20 protein-coding genes are annotated in these 21272 nt (G+C 64.0%); 8 read left to right on the top strand and 12 right to left on the bottom strand.

Annotation, left to right across the window (positions count from 1 at the left end; all coding sequences use genetic code 11):
* The first annotated feature begins 228 nt into the window (after positions 1-228).
* Positions 229-978 carry an SH3 domain-containing protein gene (locus L610_RS03990; RefSeq protein ID WP_186441312.1) on the top strand — a complete coding sequence of 250 codons (750 nt, stop codon included), beginning with the start codon at positions 229-231 and terminating at the stop codon, positions 976-978.
* Positions 979-981: 3 nt separating this feature from the next.
* Here the strand turns inward: L610_RS03990 and pyc are convergent, their stop codons facing one another.
* From pyc to L610_RS03940, 10 genes are all read right to left on the bottom strand, one after another.
* Positions 982-4440 (bottom strand): pyruvate carboxylase, encoded by a 3459-nt coding sequence (pyc, locus tag L610_RS03985; RefSeq protein ID WP_144702664.1) that lies wholly within the window; start codon positions 4438-4440, stop codon positions 982-984.
* A gap of 133 nt (positions 4441-4573) precedes the next feature.
* Positions 4574-5674, bottom strand: a complete 1101-nt coding sequence (locus tag L610_RS03980; protein ID WP_024848961.1) for a branched-chain amino acid ABC transporter substrate-binding protein — start codon at positions 5672-5674, stop codon at positions 4574-4576.
* A 183-nt stretch (positions 5675-5857) separates the two neighbouring features.
* Positions 5858-6220, bottom strand: a complete 363-nt coding sequence (locus L610_RS03975) for a DUF6867 family protein (protein ID WP_024848960.1) — start codon at positions 6218-6220, stop codon at positions 5858-5860.
* A gap of 10 nt (positions 6221-6230) precedes the next feature.
* The gene (locus L610_RS03970; RefSeq protein ID WP_144702661.1) at positions 6231-6968 is read right to left on the bottom strand and encodes an ABC transporter ATP-binding protein; all 738 of its coding nucleotides are present in this window, start codon (positions 6966-6968) and stop codon (positions 6231-6233) included.
* Complete coding sequence (locus L610_RS03965) at positions 6965-8290, bottom strand: ATP-binding cassette domain-containing protein (RefSeq protein ID WP_024848958.1); 1326 nt, start codon at positions 8288-8290, stop codon at positions 6965-6967. Before L610_RS03965 ends, L610_RS03970 begins: the two co-directional genes overlap by 4 nt.
* A complete protein-coding gene (gene livM, locus L610_RS03960; protein WP_144702658.1) occupies positions 8290-9648 on the bottom strand; it encodes a high-affinity branched-chain amino acid ABC transporter permease LivM in 1359 nt (452 codons plus the stop codon). Before livM ends, L610_RS03965 begins: the two co-directional genes overlap by 1 nt.
* 3 nt (positions 9649-9651) lie before the next feature.
* Complete coding sequence (locus L610_RS03955; RefSeq protein ID WP_024848956.1) at positions 9652-10581, bottom strand: branched-chain amino acid ABC transporter permease; 930 nt, start codon at positions 10579-10581, stop codon at positions 9652-9654.
* Positions 10582-10897: 316 nt separating this feature from the next.
* Entirely contained in the window at positions 10898-11899 is a 1002-nt protein-coding gene (locus L610_RS03950) for a 4-hydroxyproline epimerase (protein WP_024848955.1), read from the bottom strand.
* Positions 11900-11904: 5 nt separating this feature from the next.
* Positions 11905-13149, bottom strand: coding sequence for an FAD-binding oxidoreductase (locus L610_RS03945; protein ID WP_024848954.1), 1245 nt, complete (start codon positions 13147-13149; stop codon positions 11905-11907).
* 36 nt (positions 13150-13185) lie between these two features.
* Positions 13186-14079 carry a dihydrodipicolinate synthase family protein gene (locus L610_RS03940; RefSeq protein WP_024848953.1) on the bottom strand — a complete coding sequence of 298 codons (894 nt, stop codon included), beginning with the start codon at positions 14077-14079 and terminating at the stop codon, positions 13186-13188.
* A gap of 102 nt (positions 14080-14181) precedes the next feature.
* On the opposite strand from L610_RS03940, the gene L610_RS03935 reads away from it, so the two are divergent.
* Positions 14182-14835, top strand: a complete 654-nt coding sequence (locus tag L610_RS03935) for a GntR family transcriptional regulator (protein WP_256366531.1) — start codon at positions 14182-14184, stop codon at positions 14833-14835.
* Here the strand turns inward: L610_RS03935 and L610_RS03930 are convergent, their stop codons facing one another.
* On the bottom strand, positions 14836-15201 hold the full coding sequence (locus tag L610_RS03930) for a hypothetical protein (protein WP_024848951.1): 366 nt from the start codon (positions 15199-15201) through the stop codon (positions 14836-14838). It abuts the gene before it with no gap.
* A gap of 166 nt (positions 15202-15367) precedes the next feature.
* On the bottom strand, positions 15368-16864 hold the full coding sequence (locus L610_RS03925) for a CoA-acylating methylmalonate-semialdehyde dehydrogenase (RefSeq protein ID WP_024848950.1): 1497 nt from the start codon (positions 16862-16864) through the stop codon (positions 15368-15370).
* Positions 16865-17009: 145 nt separating this feature from the next.
* Here L610_RS03925 and L610_RS03920 point away from each other — a divergent pair, with 145 nt between their 5' ends.
* The 6 genes from L610_RS03920 to L610_RS03895 form a co-directional block, all read left to right on the top strand.
* A complete protein-coding gene (locus L610_RS03920) occupies positions 17010-17891 on the top strand; it encodes a LysR family transcriptional regulator (RefSeq protein ID WP_024848949.1) in 882 nt (293 codons plus the stop codon).
* A gap of 61 nt (positions 17892-17952) precedes the next feature.
* On the top strand, positions 17953-18300 hold the full coding sequence (locus tag L610_RS03915; protein WP_024848948.1) for a RidA family protein: 348 nt from the start codon (positions 17953-17955) through the stop codon (positions 18298-18300).
* Between the two features lie 262 nt (positions 18301-18562).
* Entirely contained in the window at positions 18563-20170 is a 1608-nt protein-coding gene (locus L610_RS03910; RefSeq protein WP_024848947.1) for a globin-coupled sensor protein, read from the top strand.
* A gap of 12 nt (positions 20171-20182) precedes the next feature.
* A complete protein-coding gene (locus tag L610_RS03905; protein WP_024848946.1) occupies positions 20183-20467 on the top strand; it encodes an STAS domain-containing protein in 285 nt (94 codons plus the stop codon).
* Positions 20468-20469: 2 nt separating this feature from the next.
* Positions 20470-20835, top strand: coding sequence for a response regulator (locus L610_RS03900; RefSeq protein WP_024848945.1), 366 nt, complete (start codon positions 20470-20472; stop codon positions 20833-20835).
* Positions 20836-20853: 18 nt separating this feature from the next.
* The coding region (locus tag L610_RS03895) for an Hpt domain-containing protein (RefSeq protein WP_186441311.1) at positions 20854-21272 on the top strand (419 nt) is incomplete at its 3' end.

The following is a 21272-nucleotide window of genomic DNA, read 5'->3' as shown; positions in this document are numbered from 1 at the left end:
CCGAGGCGCGCTGCTTGTCTTTGATCCTGCATTGTTCAGTGAAATCCCTGCGTGACGCGCGGAACCTAAAGCGTTCGCGGGGCCGGTCAATGGGCCACAGGGGCCAATTTCCGGGGGAGCCGGATCAACTGCCACAAAGGCGACCAAACGAGGCCACATTCAGATTCCATGGATTCCGCGTCCAGAGTTTTGCGCAGCGCGGCTGATCGCTTCGCAAGGAGTAGCCCAGTGGAAAAGTTACCTTGGCGCAAACGCCAGAAGCCCGAACCTTTCCTCGCCCCGCTCACATCCGAGGGCCGGCCCCGTAAGAGAACCCAGATCTTCATCGATGACTTGCCGCCCGCTGCGGCCCCGCTCGCGGTGACGGTCTTTGGTGCCGTGGCCCTGTTCTTCCTGTTTGGAGCCCTGTCGGACGGCAACGACGTTGCCGGGGAGGCAGCCGCACCCGAAGCAAGCGTCGAGGCGCCGCCCGCGACGGCAACGATCCTTCCGGATGCGCCCGCCGCTGTACCGGCAGAACCGGTAAAGACCGCGCAGCCGGCAAAGGCCTCGCCCCCGGTCGAGACCGCCGCGCAGCTGATCCAGTCCGCCAAGCCGCTGCAGCTCGCCGATCCCGCCCAGACCAACTCCATCCTGCAAGCGATGCCGCACGAAAGCACATTCGTGCCGCCGGTGCCGGTCGCGGAGACCGAGGACGACATCGAGCGGCTGGAGGAGATGCAGCTGCAGCAGAATGAAGGCGCGCGTGAACAGCGCCAGCCGTCAGGCGACGCTCCGGCGGATGCGGATCCGCTACGCACAGCCGTCGCGTCAGCGTCGGTCAACATGCGTGCCGGCCCCAGCGACGAAGCCGAGGTTCTGGCAATCGTTCCCGCCAATGCAGAGATCAAGGCAGAGTCCGACTGCAAGAGCTGGTGCGCCGTCAGCTACGAGGGCAAGACCGGCTACATCTACAAGAACTTCGTCGACTACCGCTGATCGTCAGGCATAGACGATCAGCAGGTCCTTGGCGTCGATCTGCTCGCCGGTCCTGACCAGCACCTCGGCGATCTCGCCATCTCGCTCCGCATGGAGGGCCGTTTCCATTTTCATCGCTTCAATGGACAGCAGCACGTCGCCTGCCTTGACGCTCTGGCCCTGAGCCACCGCAACGGTCGAGATGACGCCCGGCATCGGCGCGCCGACATGCGCGGCATTACCAGCCTCGGCCTTGCGGCGAACCTTGGCGGCGCTCGCACCGGCGTTGCGGTTTGGCACCTTGACGCGGCGGGGCTGGCCGTTGAGTTCGAAGAACACCGTCACCATGCCCTGATCATCGGTCTCGCCGATGGCGAGGCAGCGGATGACCAGCGTCTTGCCGCGCTCGAGGTCCACGAAGATCTCTTCCTCCGGTGCCATGCCGTAGAAGTAGGACGGCGTCGGCAGCACGCTCACCGGGCCGTACTCGGCCTGCGCGGCGGCAAAGTCGGTGAACACCTTCGGGTACATCAGGAACGAGGCAAACTCGGCATCGCTCAATTCGCGCTCGAGCTTTTCCTCGATCTGCTTGCGCTCGGCCTCAAGGTCGGCATCGGCGAGCAGCGAGCCCGGGCGCACCGTAATCGGCTTCGCTCCCTTCAGCGCCTTCTTCTGCAGCGCTTCCGGCCAGCCGCCCGGCGACTGGCCGAGGTCACCGCGCAGCATCGACACGACCGAATCCGGAAAGGCAATGTCGCGAGCGGGGTTCAGCACGTCCTCGACGGTCAGCTCCTGCGAGACCATCATCAGCGCCATGTCGCCGACCACCTTCGACGACGGCGTCACCTTGACGATGTCGCCGAACATCAGGTTGGCGTCGTGATAGGCGCGCGCCACCTCGTGCCAGCGTGTCTCGAGGCCGAGCGAACGCGCCTGTTCCTTTAGGTTGGTGAACTGGCCGCCCGGCATCTCGTGCAGATAGACTTCCGAGGCCGGCCCCTTCAGGTCGCTTTCGAAGGCGGCGTACTGGTTGCGCACCGCTTCCCAGTAGAACGAGATGCGGCGGATCCACTCGGTGTCGAGGCCCGTGTCGCGCGGATCGCCCTTCAGGGCCTCGACGATCGAGCCAAGGCAGGGCTGCGAGGTACCGCCCGAGAATGCGTCCATCGCCGCATCGACCGCATCGACACCTGCCTCCACAGCGGCCAGCACGGTGGCGGCCGCAATGCCGGAGGTGTCATGCGTGTGGAAGTGGATCGGAAGATCCGTCGCCTCGCGCAGTGCCCTGAACAGCACCTTCGCGGCCGCAGGCTTCAGCAAGCCCGCCATGTCCTTCACCGCGATGATGTGCGCGCCGGCGGCCTCGAGCTCCTTCGTCAGATTGACGTAGTAGTTGAGGTCGTACTTGGCACGGTTCGGATCGAGGATGTCGCCGGTGTAGCAGATCGCCGCTTCGCAAAGCTTGCCTTCCTCGATCACCGCGTCCATCGCGACGCGCATGTTCTCGACCCAGTTGAGGCAATCGAACACGCGGAAAAGATCGACGCCGCCCTGGGCCGCCTGCCTGACGAAGTAGCGGACGACGTTATCGGGGTAGTTGGTGTAGCCGACGCCGTTCGCGCCGCGCAGCAGCATCTGCAGGAGAAGGTTTGGCGCTGCCTCGCGGACCTTCGACAGGCGCTCCCACGGATCCTCGGTCAGGAAGCGCATCGACACGTCGAAGGTGGCGCCGCCCCAGCATTCGAGCGAGAGCAGCTGCGGCAACGCGCGGGCATAAACGCCGGCGATCCCGGCGATGTCGAAGGTGCGCATGCGCGTCGCCAGCAGCGACTGGTGGCCATCGCGCATCGTCGTGTCGGTGACGAGAACACGCTCTTCGTTGCGCATCCACTCGGCGAACTTCTTCGGGCCCAGCTGGTCGAGCAGCTGCTTGGTACCCTCCGGCACCGGCGCTTCGATGTAAGGTACGCGCGGCCGCGCGGCATCCCTGTTCGGCTTCGGACGGCCCCTCGTCTCGGGATGGCCATTGACGGTGACATCCGCGAGATAGGTCAGCAGCTTGGTCGCGCGGTCTTGCCGCTTGACCTGGCTGAACAGCTCCGGCGTCTCGTCGATGAACCGCGTCGTGTAGGAATTGTCGCGGAATTTCGGGTGGCCGATGATCGCCTCGAGGAAGGTGAGGTTCGTCGCAACGCCGCGGATGCGGAACTCGCGCAGCGCACGGTCCATGCGCGCGATCGCTTCCTCGGGAGTGCCGCCCGACGCCGTCACCTTGACCAGCAGCGGGTCGTAGTAGCGGGTGATGATCGCACCGGTATAGGCGGTGCCGCCATCGAGGCGGATGCCGAAGCCAGCCGCCGACCGATAGGCGGTGATGCGGCCATAGTCGGGGATAAAATTCTGCTCCGGGTCCTCCGTGGTGATGCGGCACTGCAGGGCATGGCCATGCAGGCCAATGTCCTCCTGCGCCGGCACGCCGGATTCCGGCGTTCCAATTGCCTCGCCTTCGAGAATGCGGATCTGCGCCTTGACGATGTCGATGCCCGTCACCTCCTCGGTGACGGTGTGCTCGACCTGGATGCGTGGATTGACCTCGATGAAGTAGAACTTGCCGGTATCGGCATCCATCAGGAATTCGACGGTGCCGGCGCCCACATAGTCGGTGGCCTTCGCGATCTTCAGCGCGTAGCCGCACAGCTCCTGCCGCTGCGCATCGTTGAGATACGGCGCTGGCGCGCGCTCGACGACCTTCTGGTTGCGGCGCTGGATCGAGCAATCACGCTCAAACAGGTGCACGGCATTGCCGTGCGTGTCCCCCAGCACCTGCACCTCAACGTGGCGCGCGCGCTCGACCAGCTTCTCGAGATAGACCTCGTCCTTGCCGAATGCGGCCTTGGCCTCACGCTTGGCTTCCATCACCTCGCGGGCAAGGTCGGCTTCGGAGCGGATCGCGCGCATGCCGCGCCCGCCACCGCCCCACGACGCCTTCAGCATCAGCGGATAGCCGATCTCGGCGGCAAGCTTCGCGACCTCGTCCATGTCGTCGGGCAGCGGGTAGGTTGCCGGAACCACCGGCACGCCAATCTCGATCGCGAGGTTGCGCGCGGCCACCTTGTTGCCCAGCCGCCGCATCGTCTCTGGCTTCGGACCGATGAAGACGATGCCGGCCTCGGCGCAGGCGTCGGCGAATTCAGGGCTTTCCGAAAGCAGGCCATAGCCCGGGTGGATCGCGTCCGCACAGGAAAGCTTGGCGACGCGGATCACCTCGTCGATCGACAGGTAGCTCTCGATCGGGCCGAGATCCTTCTTCAGATGCGGGCCGCGGCCGATCGGATAGCTCTCGTCTGCCTTGAAGCGGTGGAGCGCATATTTGTCTTCTTCGGCCCAGATGGCGACCGTCTTGATGCCCAGCTCATTTGCTGCGCGGAAGACGCGAATGGCAATCTCGGAACGATTGGCGACAAGCAGCTTGCGGATCTTCAAGAACTTCACTCCGGCAAAGACGACTGGCCGAGATTAGTCCGAAAATGCTGCATCGCAATAGTTGTTGGGCAGGTGCCAAATAAAATGCCCGGCCGCATGGGGCCAGGCATCGTTTCTACCTATGAGAGCGAGATTACTCGCTCACATAGTCGTACTTGCCGCCCTTCCACTCGTAGAAGACGTAGCCCGGCAGACGGCTGTCGCCCTTGTCGTCGAAGGAGGAGTCGCCCAGCACGGTCTTGAAGGTCTCGGAATGGAGCTTCTCGACCACCGGCTCGAAGTCGATCGAACCAGCCTTCTCGGCTGCCTGCGCCCATGCCTGAACGGCAGCGTAGGTGTAGAGGACGTAGCCTTCCGGCTCAATGCCCTTGGCGCGGAACTGCTCGACGATGTCCGTCGCATCCGGGTTCTTGCGCGGATCCGGCGAGAAAGTCATCAGCGTGCCTTCGCCCGCGTCGCCGGTGATTGCCCAGTATTCGTCGGTCACGAGCGCGTCACCCGAGACGAGGATGGTGTCCATGCCCTGCTCGCGCATCTGGCGCAGGATCAGGCCGGCCTCGGTGTGGTAACCGCCGACATAGAGAACGCCGACGCCTTCCGACTTCAGCTTAGAGACCAGCGCGGTGTAGTCCTTTTCACCGGCGGTGTAGGCTTCGTAGAGGGCCGGCTTGCCGCCGTTGGCCTCGTAGACAGCCTTGGTCGCGTCAGCGAGACCCTGACCGTACGCGGTCTTGTCGTGGATGAAGGCGACCTTCTTGTCGGGGAACTTGTCGAGCAGGTACTTGCCCGCCACTTCACCCTGCTGGTCGTCGCGGCCGCACATGCGGAAGATGCCGTCGCCCGGACGCTCATCGGTGAAGGTCGGGTTGGTCGATCCCGGCGAGATCTGGATGATGCCTTCCTCGGCATAAACCTGCGATGCCGGAATGGACGAGCCGGAGCAGAAGTGACCAGCCATGAAGACCACGCCGTTACCGGCCATCTGGTTGGCGACGTTCACCGCCTGGCGCGGGTCGCAGGCATCATCGCCGATCTCCAGGACCAGCTTCTCGCCGAGCACACCGCCAGCGGCGTTGATGTGCTCGACCGCCAGTTCAGCACCGGCCTTCATCTGGGCACCGAAGGTCGCATACTGACCGGTCATCGGACCAGCCGTGCCGATCTTGATATCTGCCCATGCGGAGCCGGACATCAGAAGGCCCAGCGCTGCACCTGCAAGAAGAAGTTTCTTCATGACTACTCCCTTTAAACACCCTGATGTTCCCGTAGCGGTTCCGGACGGTGTTGCTGTTCCGGTTGCCGCAAAGCGCGGGTTTCACCCCGCTTGATCGGCATCAAATCTCAATTCTGTCCCTTAGGGAAGAAGTTTTAGCCGATTTTCATGAAGCGGCCGAAGTAGAGCGGCCGCCTTTAGCTTTCAGGCCTTTCGCCGCCATCCGAACGGACCAGACCGTTCGTAGATGAAGCTGTACTGGCGGCCCATCTGGCGTGCCCGCATCATCCGCTTGCCGATGAAGGCGATGACGAGCAGCACGATCAGGTCGACAATGTAGTAATGGAGCGAAAGGAGCGTTCCGCGGAACAGCGCGAAGTGGATGAACCGCGTCGCCGCCGCCAGCAGGATCATGTAGATGACCAGCACCTTGTCGCTCTGCCAGGTCCGGCCCATCGCCCGTCCGGTGAGGAACGCCGCGCCGCCCGCCAGGATGACGGTGACGAGCGCGAATTCCCAGAAAGTGACTTCCCAGATCAGCGAGTTCTGATGTTCGACTGTTTCCATGTCGCGCTCCTCAGTGCCTTCCGCCTTCGAGGTAGGCCGCGCGCACCTCTTCGCGTTTCAGGAGTTCGGCGCCGGTGCCGCTCATGGTGATCTTGCCGTTGACCATCACATAGCCGCGGTGCGCGAGCTTGAGCGCGTGGAACGCGTTCTGCTCGACGAGAAACACCGTCAGGCCCTCGTTGCGGTTGAGTTCCTTGATGACCTCGAAAATCTGCTTGACGATCAGTGGCGCCAGGCCCAGCGACGGCTCGTCGAGCAGAAGCAGCTTCGGCCGGCTCATCAGCGCGCGGGCGATCGCCAGCATCTGCTGTTCGCCGCCCGACAGGGTGCCTCCGCGCTGCATCGCGCGCTCCTTGAGGCGCGGGAAGAGGTCATAGACGCGCTTGAGGTCGTCGTCGAAATACTTCGGGTCGACCAGCTGCGCGCCCATCTGCAGGTTTTCCAGCACCGTCATGCGCGGAAAGATGCGGCGGCCTTCCGGAGACTGGGCGATGCCGAGCCGCATGATCTCGTGCGTCGGCATGCCGGTGATGTCGGTGCCGTCATAGATAATCTGGCCAGTGCGGGCGCGCGGGTCGCCGCAGATCGTCATCATCAGCGTCGACTTGCCGGCGCCGTTCGCGCCGATCATCGTGACGATCTCGCCCTTCATCACGTCGAGATCGACGCCGCGCAGGGCGACGATCTTGCCATAGTAAGTCTCCACGCCCCTCACACTCAGGAGCGGTTGTTCCTGTTGCGCGTTCATTCGCCCGCCCCCGACTTCTTACGTGCAAGTTCCTGAGCCTGTCCGACCCAGTTCTCCCGCTCGATCCGGCCGGGGAAGGCAAGGTAGGACCCTACCCATTCGATTTCCTCCGGCGTCCAAGCAGCGATCTGGTCGAAGTGCCAGATGCCGAGTTCGTTGAGCTTGCGTTCGTTGACCGGTCCAATGCCCTGGATGATGGTCAGCTTGTCGGAGCCGCCTTCTCGCGGCCCTTCAATGCCGCCGGGACGCCTGCCGGGATGCGCGGCCTGTTCGGGCGACGCGGTTTCGGCAAGTGCCGCGACGTCTTCCGGGGTTACATCCGTGGGAACGTCGATGCCGGCCTCTTCCGCCGCTTCCTCGCCCAGTGCCTCGACCACAAGCGAGGCGATCTCCGGCTTGTCCTCGATCTCCTCGTCCTCGACGCCGAGATAGGCGGCGATGACGCGCGGATCGGTGCGGACGAACTCGGCGCTGCCGTCCGAAATCTTCACGCCATAGTCGAGCACGATGACGTGGTCCGAGATTTCCATCACCACGCCCATGTCGTGCTCGATGAGCAGGATCGACGTGTTGTGCTCGCGGCGGATGAACTGCAGCAGTTCGTTGAGTTCCGCCGATTCACGCGGATTGAGGCCCGCCGCGGGCTCGTCGAGACAGAGCAGGTGCGGCTCGGTACACATCGCGCGGGCGATTTCGAGACGGCGCTGGTCGCCATAGGGCAGGTCGCCGGCCGGATCGTCGGCGCGGTCGATCAGCTTGGTGCGCTCCAGCCAGTAGACGGCCTTCTCGACCGCTTCCTTCTCCTCGCGCCGGAAGCGGGGGATGCCGAAGATGCCGCCCACCGTGAAACCGGATGCGGCCATTAGCTTGTTGTGCTGGGCAACCAGCAGGTTTTCGAGCAGCGTCATGCCGCCGAACAAGCGGATGTTCTGGAAGGTACGCGCCACCTTGGCATGCCGGGAGATTTCGAAGTCCGGCATGCGCTCGAGCAGGAACACGGCCCCCTCCGCGCTGCGCGCCCAGGCTCCGTCACCGGCAGTGACGGCGTCGACCGCCTCCTGCTGGCGTCCGGGTCCGTGCCGCATGACGATGCGCCCCTCGGTCGGCTTGTAGAAGCCGGTGACGCAGTTGAAGACGGTGGTCTTGCCTGCGCCATTCGGCCCGATCAGCGCGGTGATGTCACCGCGGCCGACATTGAAGGAAAGGTCGTCGATGGCGACGAGGCCGCCGAACCGCATGGTGAGATGCTCGACGCTGAGCACCGGATCCCTGTCCCAGTTGGCGAGTTCGCCGTTCGTGATGTCTTGCGAGATTACGCTCATCAGTGCCCCTCGCCCTGTGCAACCAGATCGGCTCCGATCTTCTTCTTCTCTTTGAGGACGGCGGTAGGTTCGCGGGTCGTGACCAGACCGCGCGGCTTCCAGACCATGATCAGCACCATGGCCAGGCCAAAGATCAGCATGCGGTACTGAACCGGGTCAAAGTCAGGCCCGAAGGCGCCCTTCAGGAAGCCGAGATTTCGCAGGATCTCCATGCCGCCGATCATCACGGTCGACGCCACGACGACGCCGAACTGCGAGCCGAGCCCGCCCAGCACCACGATGGCGAGGATGATCGCTGACTCGATGAAGGTGAAGCTCTCGGGCGATACGAAGCCCTGACGGGTGGCGAAGAACGCACCGGCAAAGCCGCCAAACATCGCGCCGATGGCGAATGCCGTCAGCTTGGTGTTGGTGGTGTTGATGCCGAGCGAGCGGCAGGCGATCTCATCCTCGCGCAGCGCCTCCCAAGCACGGCCGATGGGTAGCCGGCGCAGGCGGTTCGTCACGAAATAGGTGATGACGGCGAGAAGGAGGATGATGAAGTAGAGATAGATGAAGCGGTGGATCGTCGAATACGGGATGCCGAAGACGGCGGCAAAATTGCCTTCGCCCCGGCCGAAGTCGAGCCCGAAGAAGGTCGGCTTCGGAATTCCCGAGATGCCGTTCGGGCCGCCGGTGAAGTCGTACCAGTTGAGCAGCACGACGCGGATGATCTCACCAAAGGCGAGCGTAACGATCGCCAGATAGTCGCCGCGCAGGCGCAGAACCGGGAAGCCCAGGATCATGCCCCAGAACGCGGCAAGAATGCCGGCGACCGGCAGCGCCATCCAGAACGAAAAATCGAAGTAGTGCGCGAGCAACGCGAACGAATAGGCGCCGATCGCGTAGAAGGCGACGAAGCCGAGGTCGAGCAGGCCGGCAAGGCCCACCACGATGTTCAGGCCCCAGCCCAGCATCACATAGGTGAGGATCAGGATCATCAGGTCGATGAACTGACGCTGCTGTGCCGGCAGGAACGTCGTGACCAGGAACGGCAACGCGATTGCCACCACCAGCATAATGGTGCCGGTCCAGCCGCTGAGGTCAGGCAGGCTGGCCCCGATCTTCGCGAAGGTGCTTGGACCCGTCCTCACCGGCCGGTTGGCCTTGAAGAGGAACAGGTTCAGCGCCAGGCGAATGACGAAGACGATCGCGATGGCCGAGAACCAGAGCCCCCAGCGCGTCGACAGCGCAAGGCCGCCGGGCGCGATCTCGGTGCGAAGCGCCAGGAAGAAGAAACCCAGCACCCCAACCAGAAGCGCGGCGATGAAGGCGTCGCGGACGGAATCCGCAATACGGTTGTCTGTAGCGGTTGCCATGGCTCAGACCTTCTCCACTTCCGGCCTGCCGAGGAGACCTGACGGCAGGAAGATGAGCACAATGGCGAGGATAGAGAACGCCGCGACGTCCTTGTACTCGACGGTGAAGTAGCCCGACCAGAACACCTCGATCAGGCCGATCAGCAGGCCGCCGAGCATTGCGCCGGGCAGCGAGCCGATGCCGCCGAGAACGGCCGCGGTGAAGGCTTTGATGCCGGCGAGGAAGCCGATGTAGAAGTCGATCACGCCATAGAGAAGCAGGAACATCAGGCCGGCGACCGCCGCGAGCGCTGCGCCCATCAGGAAGGTCAGCGAGATCGTGCGGTCGACATTGACGCCGAGCAGCGCCGCCATGCGGCGGTCCTGCTCGCAGGCACGCTGTGAACGACCGAGCGGGGTCTTCGCGATGATCAGCGAGAAGATCGTCATCAGGACGACAGTGGTCACGATGATGATCAGCTGCATGTAGGAGAGCTGCACGACGATCGCGCCCGTCTCCGCATTGCCTTCAAAAAGGGTGATGCCGCCCTGGATCTGCGGCGGCAACGGCTTGACGCGCGCGCCCTGGGTGACGCGCACGAAATTCTGCAGCAGGATCGACATGCCGATCGCGGTGATCAGCGGCGCGAGGCGGAACGAGCCGCGCAAGGGTCGGTAGGCCAGGCGCTCGACCGTCCATCCCCATGCGGAAGTAAACAGCATCGCCACAATCAAGACGATCAGAAGTACAACCGGCAGGAAGGTGAAGCCCAGGACCGACGTCAGCACCAGGAACATCGTCAGGGCGATGAACGAGCCGATCATGAAGATGTCGCCGTGGGCGAAGTTGATCATGCCGATGATGCCGTACACCATCGTGTAGCCGATCGCGATCAGGCCATAAATCGAGCCGAGCGTCAGCCCGTTGATAAGCTGCTGGACAAAATACTCCATCAGTATGTGCTCCCCGAGAATGTCGCCGCGAGAGGCGCATTCTTTTTCTTTGGTTCCTTAGTCCTATTACGCGGCTATCGGATTGCAACTCCCCAATTCGGCTTCATGTAAAAAAACACGCACTTTCGGCGCGTTTCTGCACACGTGTCGGGAACTGACAAGATGATTGACTCCCTGCGCCTCAGCTATTGCTAAGGCGTTATTCGCAAAAGGAAATTGGAAACCAAAACATCTCACGATTATCTGGTTTCATTGTCCTCTGTGCGACATCAAACGACGCGGCGCCGTGACGCAAGGGAAGTGCGAAGCGGTGCTTTCAGAGCACCGTGAAGCCGTGCGCGAACGGGTCGCGGTCGTCGATGAAAATGGTGTTGATGCCGGTCATTCGCGCCCAGCCGCCGATCGAAGGAATGATCGCCTTGCGCCCGCCGACGGCGGTTTCGGCTTCCACCTTGCCGGCGAACATCGAGCCGATGATCGATTCGTGCATGAATGTGTCGCCGACCTTCAGGCGGCCCTTGGCGTGGAGCTGCGCCATGCGCGCCGAGGTGCCGGTGCCACAGGGTGAACGGTCGATCGCCTTGTCACCGTAGAACACCGCGTTTCGTGCGTCGCCCTCAGGCGTCTGCGCCTTGCCGGTCCACTGAATGTGGGTCAGCCGGTTGATGGCGGGGTTTTCGGGGTGCTCGAACTTGTAGGCCGCATTCAGCCGCTCGCGCAGGATTGGGCTCCAGGCGACCAGCTGGCCGGCCGAATAATCGGCCATGTCGCGGAAGTTCTCCTGCGGCTCGATGATCGCGTAGAAATTGCCGCCATAGGCGACGTCGACCTTGAGCATGCCGAGGTCCGGGCACTCGACCTCGAGGCCTTCGGCATAGAGGAAGGACGGCACGTTGGTGATGCGCACCTCCTCCACATATTGCCCCTCCTGCTTGTACTCAGCCAGCACGAGGCCGGCCGGCGTGTCGAGGCGCAGCTTGCCCGGCTCCTTCGGCGTGACGAGCCCATGCTCCAAGGCCATCGTCACGGTGCCGATCGTGCCGTGGCCGCACATCGGCAGGCAGCCGGAGGTTTCGATGAAGAGGATGGCGATGTCGCAGTCGGGCCGCGTCGGCGGATAGAGGATCGAGCCCGACATCATGTCGTGTCCGCGCGGCTCGAACATCAGCCCTTTGCGGATCCAGTCATACTCGGCGAGGAAATGGGCGCGCCGCTCCATCATCGTGGAGCCCTGCAGCAGCGGGCCTCCTCCTGCTACCAACCGAACCGGATTACCGCATGTGTGTCCGTCAAGGCAGAAGAAGGAGTGGCGCGCCATGTTGGTCAGAACCTCTGAGGTGAGTATGGATCGAGCGATATGGGCGGCGTGCGGCCAAGCACCAGGTCGCGCACCAGCGCGCCGGTGGCGGCGGCCTGCGTCAGTCCAAGATGGCCGTGGCCAAAGGCGTAGGTGACGTACGGCGATGCGGTCGACTTGCCGATGACCGGCAGCGAATCCGGCAGCGACGGGCGGTAGCCCATCCATTCGCGTCCTCCCTCGGCCCGAAGGCCGGGCAGGAAACGCTTCGCCTTTTCCAGCATGGCCCGCGAGCGCGCATAGTTCGGCGGGCGCTTGAGGCCGCCGAGCTCGACCGCGCCGCCAACGCGTAGGCCCGTCGACAGCGGCGTGATGACGAAGCCGTGCGCCGGGAAGATCAGCTGGCAGCGCACGTCGAAGGCACCGGGCGGCAGCGTCGTGTTGTACCCGCGCTCGGTTTCGAGCGGCACGCGGTCGCCAAGCTGGGCCGCAAGGTTCTTCGACCAGGCGCCTGCGCAGACCACGACCGCCTTGAAGTCCTCGCTGCCGCCGTCATCGAACCGCACCGCCGCGCCCTGGACGCCGGGGACGATCCCGGTGATCGTCTTTCGGTCGAAGAGGACCCGGCCGGTGGTTTCGGCGTAGGCATAGATCGCTTTGCTGAACAGCTTCGGGTCGCTGACATTCTTCCAGCCCGGCACGAAGGTCGCGCGCACGAAGCTCGGCGACAGGCCCGGCTGGATCTCAGCCGCTTCCTCCATGTCGAGATGGCGGAACTCGATGCCGTGGCGGGCCTTGGCTTCCCAGCCCGGCAGCTCGGCCGCGAACTCGGCCTGGCTCTCATAGAGATCGAGCGAACCGTGCTCGTTGAGCATGGCACGCGTTCCGGAGCGGTTGATGAGCGCCATCCACTCGCGCTCGGCCACACCCATCAGCGCCGTCTGCGCCGAAAGGCTTGCCTCGTAATGTTCGTCGGCAGAGGCACGCCAGAAGCGCCACAGCCACGGCATCAGTTTCGGGAGATAGGCCGGCGGGATGGAAAGCGGGCCGAGCGGGTCCTTCAGCCACTGCGGCAGCTTGCGCATCATGCCCTTCTGCACGAGCGGCAGCACGTCGGAGAAGGCAAGGGCGGCGGCGTTGCCGGAACTGGTTTCCTCGCAGACGCCAGTGCGGTCGAACAGGACGACGCGCTGGCCGCTTTCGGCGAGATAGGTTGCGGCGCAGATGCCAACGACGCCGGCACCGACCACCGCAATTTCATTGTAACTCATCGAGATGCACGCAATCTGGAAGCGGTTGGGGGTGCCTCAGAATGACGGCAGTTCGGGCCGCGTCGCAAGGGCCTGCGTGATGATCTTCTCCACCGCGGCGCGACGTTCCCCAGACAGCGGCTTGCGCGGCATGCGCACCCGGTCGTTCGAACCGATCGCCAGCACCTCGGCGAGCTTGATGTTCTGGACGAGGTAGGTCGAAACATCGAGGTCGAGCAGCGGCCGGAACCAGCGGTAGATCTTCAGCGCCTCGTCGTAGCGCCCCTGCTTCATCAGCTGGTAGATCGCGACTGTTTCGCGCGGGAAGGCGGTGACAAGGCCAGCCACCCAGCCGACAGCACCCAGCGCCAGCGCCTCGAAGGCGAGGTTGTCGACGCCGGTGAAGACATCGAAGCGGTCGCCGAAGGCATTGATGATGTCGGTTGTGCGGCGGATGTCGTCAGACGATTCCTTGATCGCAACAATGTTCTCGACGCCGGCTAGCTGCTCAAGGACCGGCACGGTGACATCGACGCGATAGGCGATGCGGTTCGAGTAGATCATGATCGGCAGATCGCTGGCCGCCGCGACCGCCCTCAGCGTCTCGACCGTCTCGTCCGGATCGGTGTGATATATCGGAGATGGCACGAGCATGATGCCGTCGGCACCCGCCACTCGAGCGGCCTGCGCCAGCATGCAGGCATCGCGCGTCGCAGCCTCATTCACAGTCAGCAGCACCGGCTTGCCGCCGGCAACGCTGCGGGCGATTTTCAGAAGGTCGAGCTTCTCGCCATGGGTCAGCATCGGCCCTTCGCCGAGCGAGCCGGCGACGATCAGCCCATCGCAACCGGCCTCCATCAACAGCCCAAAACAGCGCTCCATCTCAGCGTGGTCTAGCTTGTCCACGTCCGTGAATTTCGTCGTTACCGCGGGAAATACGCCAGACCACATGGGGATGCCTCCTCTGATATATCAGATCGATATCGCGCCGCTGATATGCCTGTCAAGCACAACTCCACTCTGATATATCATTGCGCAGTAAAGGAGATAGCAGTGCCTACCCGCAACCTGGTGGCCGAGCCGGCTGCGCAGCGCGCCTATCGTGCGCTTGAAAAAATGATCGTCACTCTGGAGTTGCCGCCGGCTGCGGTGGTCACCGAACGCGTCCTGATCGACAGCCTCGATCTTGGCCGCACACCTGTGCGCGAGGCGATCCAGCGTCTGGCCTGGGAGGGGCTGATCGAGATCCGACCTCGCGCGGGTCTTGCGATCGCTCCGCTGCGTGCACAGGACTGGGTGCTGATCGTGGAAGCACGCCGGGGAGTTGAAACGGTACTGGCACGCGCCGCCGCCCGACACGCCTCGCCGACCAATCGTCTGCGTCTCGAAGAAGCCGCCCGCGCCATGCACGCGGCGGTCGTCCAGGCGGACGTGCTCACCTTCCTCGAAGCCGACAAGATGCTCGATGAGATCATTGGCGAGGCATCAGAGAACATCTTCGCAACCCGCGTCGCGGCCCCGTTGCAGACCCACAGCCGCCGCTTCTGGTACCGCTACCACAGCGAGGCGGGACTTGCCCGCGCCGCCGGCCATCACGTCGCACTCATCCATGCGGTGCTTGACCGCGACGAAATCCGCGCCGCACTCGAAGCGGAAAAGCTCATGGTCATGCTGCGCGAGCTTGCGGAAGCCGCCGCTCGCCGCTGATCAGATATCCACACCGCGCACGAGCATGTTGCTCTGGAAGCCCTCGCCGGCCGACAGAATGCAGCTGACGCCATCGGTACCGGTCGCGAGTATTGTCCAGGTGCCGGTGTCGGAGACCAGGATCTCCATCACCGCCTGATCGTCGACCTGGCCGACGGCCATCGGGTCCTCGCTGAACTGCTGTTTGAGCGCGGAGAGAACCTGCTCGCGCTCGCCGCACATGGACAGCGACATCATATCGGCTGCTTCACCCGCGGGTGCGGGCTGTGCCTGCTGCGGCTGCTGGTTGTCCGCCGAGGCAAGCGGGGAGGCGCCCAGGGTCACGCCTGCCGCGATCATCGCCACAAATATCGGAATGCGTTTCATCGCTACGCCTCCACTTTCTCTACCCGCATAGCGGGAGTCGTCATGGAGTGGAAAGGCAGCGACGGGTGTGCCGTTCCATCACGATTTTATGACGCGGCGCAATGGAACATGCTGAAGCGAAACGGGCGCCACGTGGGCGCCCGCATCTTCAAGTCTTTTCGGAGGATTACCGCATTGTCGGGATGACGAACTCTGCACCATCCTTGATGCCGGACGGCCAGCGCGCGGTGACGGTCTTCGTCTTGGTGTAGAAGCGGAAGGCGTCCGGACCGTGCTGGTTGAGGTCGCCGAAGCCCGAGGCCTTCCAGCCCCCGAAGGTGTAGTAAGCGATCGGCACCGGGATCGGCACGTTGATGCCGACCATGCCGACCTGGACGCGCGAGGCGAAGTCGCGGGCCGCATCACCGTCTCGGGTGAAGATCGCGACGCCGTTGCCGTATTCGTGCTCGGTCGGCAGACGCAGCGCCTCCTCGTAAGTATTGGCGCGTACGACCGACAGCACCGGCCCGAAGATCTCTTCCTTGTAGATGCGCATGTCCGGCGTGACATGGTCGAACAGGCAGCCGCCCATGTAATAGCCGTTCTCGTAGCCCTGCAGCGTGAAGTTGCGGCCATCGACCACCAGCTTCGCGCCTTCCTGCACGCCGATGTCGACGTAATTCTTGACGCGGGCGAGCGCTTCCTTGGTCACCAGCGGCCCGAAGTCGGCGGAAGAGTCCGTCGACGGGCCGACCTTGAGGCCCTCGACGCGCGGGGCGAGCTTCTCGATGAGACGATCCGCCGTCTCCTGGCCGACCGGAACCGCGACCGACACCGCCATGCAGCGTTCGCCGGCAGAGCCGTATCCCGCGCCGATCAGCGCGTCGACGGTCTGGTCCATGTCGGCGTCCGGCATGATGATGAGGTGGTTCTTGGCGCCGCCGAAGCACTGAACGCGCTTCCCGTTGGCGCAGCCGCGCGCATAAATGTACTGCGCGATCGGCGTCGAGCCGACGAAGCCGATGCCCTTGATGTCCGGATCGTCGAGGATCGCGTCCACCGCTTCCTTATCGCCATTGACGACGTTGAGGACGCCGGCCGGCAGGCCTGCCTCGATGAAGAGCTCGGCAATGCGCATCGGCACGGACGGGTCGCGCTCCGACGGCTTGAGGATGAAGGCGTTGCCGCAGGCGATCGCCGGCGCGATCTTCCACAGCGGGATCATCGCCGGAAAGTTGAACGGGGTGATGCCGGCGACGACGCCGAGCGGCTGGCGCATGGAGAAGGTGTCGATGCCGGGACCCGCGCCGTCGGTGTACTCGCCCTTCAGCAGGTGCGGCGCGCCGATGCAGAACTCGACAACCTCGAGGCCGCGCTGAATGTCGCCCTTGGCGTCGGCGATGGTCTTTCCGTGCTCGCGGGCGAGCGTCTCGGCAAGCTCGTCATACTCGGCGTGGACGAGTTCAAGGAACTTCATGAGGACGCGCGCGCGGCGCTGCGGGTTGGTGGCCGCCCAGGCCGGCTGCGCCTCCTTGGCGTTTGCGACCGCGGCGCGAACCTCGGTTGCGGATGCCAGCGCGACGCGGCCGCGCACGGTGCCGTCGAGCGGCTGCAGAAAATCCTGGCTGCGGCCGCTGGTGCCCGCGACTCGCTTGCCGCCGATAAAGTGACCGACTTCGATCATGGTGCGTTCTCCCTCGAAAGTTACCCGCATTGTCATGCTTACCCTCGGGCAATGCAACGTCAGGAAGTTCGCATCCGTTGTGCAAAAATTCGATTTCCTTGCGTCGCGGCACATGATCTGCTGCAATGCCTGACGTGAGGTGCCGATGAACTGGGACGACGTTCGTATATTCCTCGCCGTGGCGCGGGCCGGTCAGATCCTTGGTGCCGCGCGGCGGCTCGAGCTCAACCACGCGACCGTCTCGCGCCGGATCGCAGCGCTTGAGGAAAGCCTCGGCGCAAAACTGTTTCGCCGCCTCACCACTGGTTCGGAGCTGACCGAGCAGGGCGAACGCTTCCTCACCGTCGCCGAGCGCATTGAGGCCGACATGATCGCCGCGCGATCCGAGATCGCCGGAGAAAGCGACGACGTTTCCGGCACCGTCCGCGTTGGCGCTCCGGACGGCTTCGGCGTCGCCTTCCTGGCCCCGCGGTTGGGCGCGCTCACCCAGCGCTTTCCCTCGCTGTCGATCCAGCTGGTTCCGGTGCCTCGCTCGTTTTCCTTGTCGCGACGCGAGGCCGACATCGCCATCACCGTGGAACGTCCGACCGAAGGCCGGCTGGTCGCCTCAAAGCTGGTCGACTACACACTCGGCCTCTACGCCTCACGGGATTATGCACAAAAGCATGGTCTCCCGGCGAACCGCGCGGAGCTGCGGCAGCATCGTCTGATCGGCTACGTACCCGACCTCGTCATCAGCCCGTCGCTCGACTATGGCCCGGAAATCCTGCCGGACTGGCACGCGAGCTTTGCGGTCTCCTCGGCACTCGGTCAGGTCGAGGCGGTGCGCTCGGGCGCAGGCATCGGCATCCTCCACACCTTTATCGCCCGCATGCACGACGAACTGGTGCAGGTGCCGGTAACGCCGCCGATCCGCCGCGCCTACTGGCTGGTCTACCACGAGTCCGTCCGCACGCTGCGCCGCATCCAGACCGTCGCCGCCTTCATCGCCGATGCCGTCGATGGCAAAAGATCCAGCTTCGTCTGAACAGCCGTTGCGGAAGCGGCCTCAAATTAAGTAGTAGATGGCGCCCAATCAGGAGAGTTTCATGAGCATCATCCGTCACGAAGTCGGTCCCCGCATGAGCCAGGCCGTTGCCTACAACGGCATCGTCTACCTCGCTGGCCAGGTTGGCGAGGGCAAGACCGTCAAGGAGCAGACTGAATCCGCGCTGGCCGAGATCGACCGTCTGCTAGCTCTGTCGAACTCGTCGAAGTCGCGCATCCTGTCGGCCCAGGTATGGCTCGCCGACATCAACGACTTCGCCGAGATGAACGCGGCATGGGAAGCCTGGGTCGACCCGGCGAACACCCCGGCGCGTGCAACCGGCCAGGTGCCGCTGGCAGCGCCGGAATACCGCGTCGAGATCATCGTCGTCGCCGCGCAGAACGCGTAAGCTCCTTTCGACACGCTGACACCGAAGAGGCCGGGTCACATCCGGCCTCTTTTTTATGCTGCCAGCCTTCCCCTTGGGCACCCAACCCCTTGCGCGCCAAGGGCTTGCGTTAAGAATGGAGAAACAAATCCTCTCTATTCCCTCAGGAGGGGCTTGGTGGGGATACCAAAGGCATGATGCCGCGCACCCGATCCGGATTCGCCGGAATGCGAACTTTCATTCAGCATTAAGCCGCTTCCCGGCGGCTCGGGACTATCAGGATATGGCCGTTTCGCATGCCAACCGGACGTCGCTCGAAGACCGTCTTGCGTTCATTGCTCTTGATTCTTCCATGCGTCAGAAGATTCGGGACCTGAAGCCGACGCTCGCCCGCGCGATCGGTCCTGCCCTGACCGAGTTCTATGGCAAGATCAGCCGGACTCCGCAGATTTCGCACTTCTTCAAGTCCGATGCCCACATGGCGACGGCCAAGCGCCTGCAGGAGTCGCACTGGAACGTCATCGCCGACGGAAATTTCGGCCCGGATTACGAAGCAGCCAGCACCCGAATCGGCCGTGCGCACGCGCGCCTCGGCCTCGAGCCGAGTTGGTACATCGGCGGCTACGCGCTGGTTTTTGAACATCTCATCAAAGCCATCGTGCAGGAGCAGTGGCCGACGCTGTTTGCGCGCCGCTCCACGCCGGAGGCTGTAAGCGAGTCGCTCACCGCCGTGATGAAGGCGGTCATGCTGGACATGGATCTGGCCATCTCGACCTACCTTGAGGCGCAGGAAGAAGAGCGCCAGAAGGCCGAGGCCGAGCGCAAGGAAGTTGAGCGCCGCCAGCAGGAGGCCGTCGCAGCCATCACCGCGGCGCTGCGTAACGTCGCCGCCGGCAATCTTACCACCCGCCTTGAGGGCGACCTTGCGCCGGAATTCGGCCAGCTCAAGGACGACTTCAACGCGGCGATCGCCTCGTTGTCGTCGACACTGTCGCAGGTTGCGCAGTCGGCCGACAGCATCGGTTCGAGCTCGTCCGAAATCGGCAATGCCGCCGATGACCTCGCCCAGCGCACCGAGCACCAGGCAATGCGTCTCGAGCAGACCGCTGCCGCGCTCAATCAGCTGACCGCAAGCGTCAAGCGCGCCGCCGAGGGCGCTTCGCAGGCCGCCGCCAAGGTGGTGTCGACCCGTGACGAGGCCAAGCATTCGGGCGAGATCGTCCGCAACGCCGTCCACGCCATCAGCGAGATCGCGAAGTCCTCGCAGGAAATCTCGCAGATCATCGGCGTCATCGACGAGATCGCGTTCCAGACCAACCTGCTGGCGCTCAACGCCGGCGTCGAGGCAGCCCGCGCCGGCGAGGCTGGCCGCGGCTTCGCGGTTGTTGCTTCGGAAGTCCGCGCGCTGGCGCAGCGTTCCGCCGAGGCTGCCAAGCAGATCAAGGGCCTGATCTCCACCAGCTCCGCACAGGTCGAGCAGGGCGTGAAGCTGATGGCGGAAACCGGCGAGGTGTCCGAGCGCATCATCGCAAGCGTGATCGAGATCGATGAGCTGGTCGCCAGCATCGCCTCTTCGTCCCGCGAGCAGTCGATCGGCCTTTCCGACATCAACACCGCCGTCAGCGAGATGGATCAGGGCACGCAGCAGAACGCGGCCATGGTCGAGGAGACGACGGCTGCCGTGCATTCGCTGCGCAACGAGGCCGCGACGCTCGCCCAGAATGTCTCCGCCTTCATGCTTGGCGAAGGCGCGAAGAGGGCTCGCCGCGTCGAGAAGCCGGCCCGTCCGGCCGTCGCGCCGCTGCCCTCGCCGCGCCAGACGACCTACCGCAGCCAGGGTGCAGCCGCGCTTGCCGCCGCACCGGACGCAAATGACTGGGAAGAATTCTAAGGGAGAGTGGCAATGGGGAATGCCGCTGAGTGCATAACGCTCCCGACGGAGCTCGACATCAAGGCCGCCGGGCCGCTGGCCAGCCAGCTGCTGGCTCTGCGCGGCAAGGATGTGATGCTGAATGCATCGCACATCGAACGCGTCGGCGCACAGTGCCTGCAGATCCTGCTGTCGGCGGCCGCTACTTGGACCGCTGACGGCTCTGAACTGACGATTTCCGAACCATCGCCCGCTTTCACGGACGCCATCGAAATTGCCGGTCTTGAAATTTCAAACTTTACGGCAAGGAACCACTGACGATGCCGAAGACCATTCTGACCGTCGATGATTCGCGGACCATTCGCGAGATGCTGAAGGCGGCGCTGATCGATGCTGGCATGGAAGTCGTTCAGGCCGAAGACGGCATCCACGGCCTCGAGGTGCTGGAGACCTGCGCCCCGGACGTCATCATCACCGACATCAACATGCCGCGGCTCGATGGCTTCGGCTTCATCGAGGCCGTCCGCGGCAGCGAGAAGCACCGGGCCATACCGATCCTGGTGCTGACCACCGAGAGCACCGACGACAAGAAGGATCGCGCGCGCCGTGCCGGCGCCAGCGGCTGGATCATCAAGCCGTTCGATCCGGTCAAGCTCGTCTCCGCCATCAACCGAGTCGCAGCCTGAGGCCAGAGGAATCGCCCCATGGATACCATGGCAGCCATCAAGCAGACCTTCTTCCAGGAATGCGAGGAGCAGCTTGCCGAACTCGAGGACGGCCTTCTCACCATCGAGCGTGAGGAAGGCGACGTCGAGACCATCAATGCGGTGTTCCGCGCGGTTCATTCGATCAAGGGCGGCGCCGGCGCATTCGGCCTCGACGCCCTGGTGCGGTTCGCCCACACCTTCGAGACGACGCTCGACGGCATGCGCAGTGGCCGCATCGAGATCACGCAGCAGATCATCAAGCTGATGCTGCGCTCGGCGGACGTCCTGTCCGACCTCGTTCGCATCTCCCGTGATGGCGGTGCGGCCGACGAGGCTCGTGTCGCGCAGATGACTGAGGAACTGCAGAAGGCCTGCGGCATCGAGCCCGCTCCTGCGGCTCCGGCAGCGGCCGCGCC

Source organism: Aminobacter sp. J44 (assembly GCF_007829415.1).
In the GTDB taxonomy this organism is placed as follows: Bacteria; Pseudomonadota; Alphaproteobacteria; order Rhizobiales; family Rhizobiaceae; genus Aerobium.
This window is presented reverse-complemented; position numbering and strand designations above follow the sequence as displayed.

What these genes read in the sequence shown, in the direction of transcription:
- L610_RS03970 (WP_144702661.1), bottom strand. Translation starts at nt 6,968, where the DNA reads ATGAACGCGCAACAGGAACAACCGCTCCTGAGTGTGAGGGGCGTGGAG.
- L610_RS03915 (WP_024848948.1), top strand. Translation starts at nt 17,953, where the DNA reads ATGAGCATCATCCGTCACGAAGTCGGTCCCCGCATGAGCCAGGCCGTT.
- L610_RS03965 (WP_024848958.1), bottom strand. Translation starts at nt 8,290, where the DNA reads ATGAGCGTAATCTCGCAAGACATCACGAACGGCGAACTCGCCAACTGG.
- L610_RS03930 (WP_024848951.1), bottom strand. Translation starts at nt 15,201, where the DNA reads ATGAAACGCATTCCGATATTTGTGGCGATGATCGCGGCAGGCGTGACC.
- livM (WP_144702658.1), bottom strand. Translation starts at nt 9,648, where the DNA reads ATGGCAACCGCTACAGACAACCGTATTGCGGATTCCGTCCGCGACGCC.
- L610_RS03980 (WP_024848961.1), bottom strand. Translation starts at nt 5,674, where the DNA reads ATGAAGAAACTTCTTCTTGCAGGTGCAGCGCTGGGCCTTCTGATGTCC.
- L610_RS03920 (WP_024848949.1), top strand. Translation starts at nt 17,010, where the DNA reads ATGAACTGGGACGACGTTCGTATATTCCTCGCCGTGGCGCGGGCCGGT.
- L610_RS03940 (WP_024848953.1), bottom strand. Translation starts at nt 14,079, where the DNA reads ATGTGGTCTGGCGTATTTCCCGCGGTAACGACGAAATTCACGGACGTG.
- L610_RS03975 (WP_024848960.1), bottom strand. Translation starts at nt 6,220, where the DNA reads ATGGAAACAGTCGAACATCAGAACTCGCTGATCTGGGAAGTCACTTTC.
- L610_RS03910 (WP_024848947.1), top strand. Translation starts at nt 18,563, where the DNA reads ATGGCCGTTTCGCATGCCAACCGGACGTCGCTCGAAGACCGTCTTGCG.
- L610_RS03900 (WP_024848945.1), top strand. Translation starts at nt 20,470, where the DNA reads ATGCCGAAGACCATTCTGACCGTCGATGATTCGCGGACCATTCGCGAG.
- L610_RS03955 (WP_024848956.1), bottom strand. Translation starts at nt 10,581, where the DNA reads ATGGAGTATTTTGTCCAGCAGCTTATCAACGGGCTGACGCTCGGCTCG.
- L610_RS03905 (WP_024848946.1), top strand. Translation starts at nt 20,183, where the DNA reads ATGGGGAATGCCGCTGAGTGCATAACGCTCCCGACGGAGCTCGACATC.
- L610_RS03950 (WP_024848955.1), bottom strand. Translation starts at nt 11,899, where the DNA reads ATGGCGCGCCACTCCTTCTTCTGCCTTGACGGACACACATGCGGTAAT.
- L610_RS03945 (WP_024848954.1), bottom strand. Translation starts at nt 13,149, where the DNA reads ATGAGTTACAATGAAATTGCGGTGGTCGGTGCCGGCGTCGTTGGCATC.
- L610_RS03925 (WP_024848950.1), bottom strand. Translation starts at nt 16,864, where the DNA reads ATGATCGAAGTCGGTCACTTTATCGGCGGCAAGCGAGTCGCGGGCACC.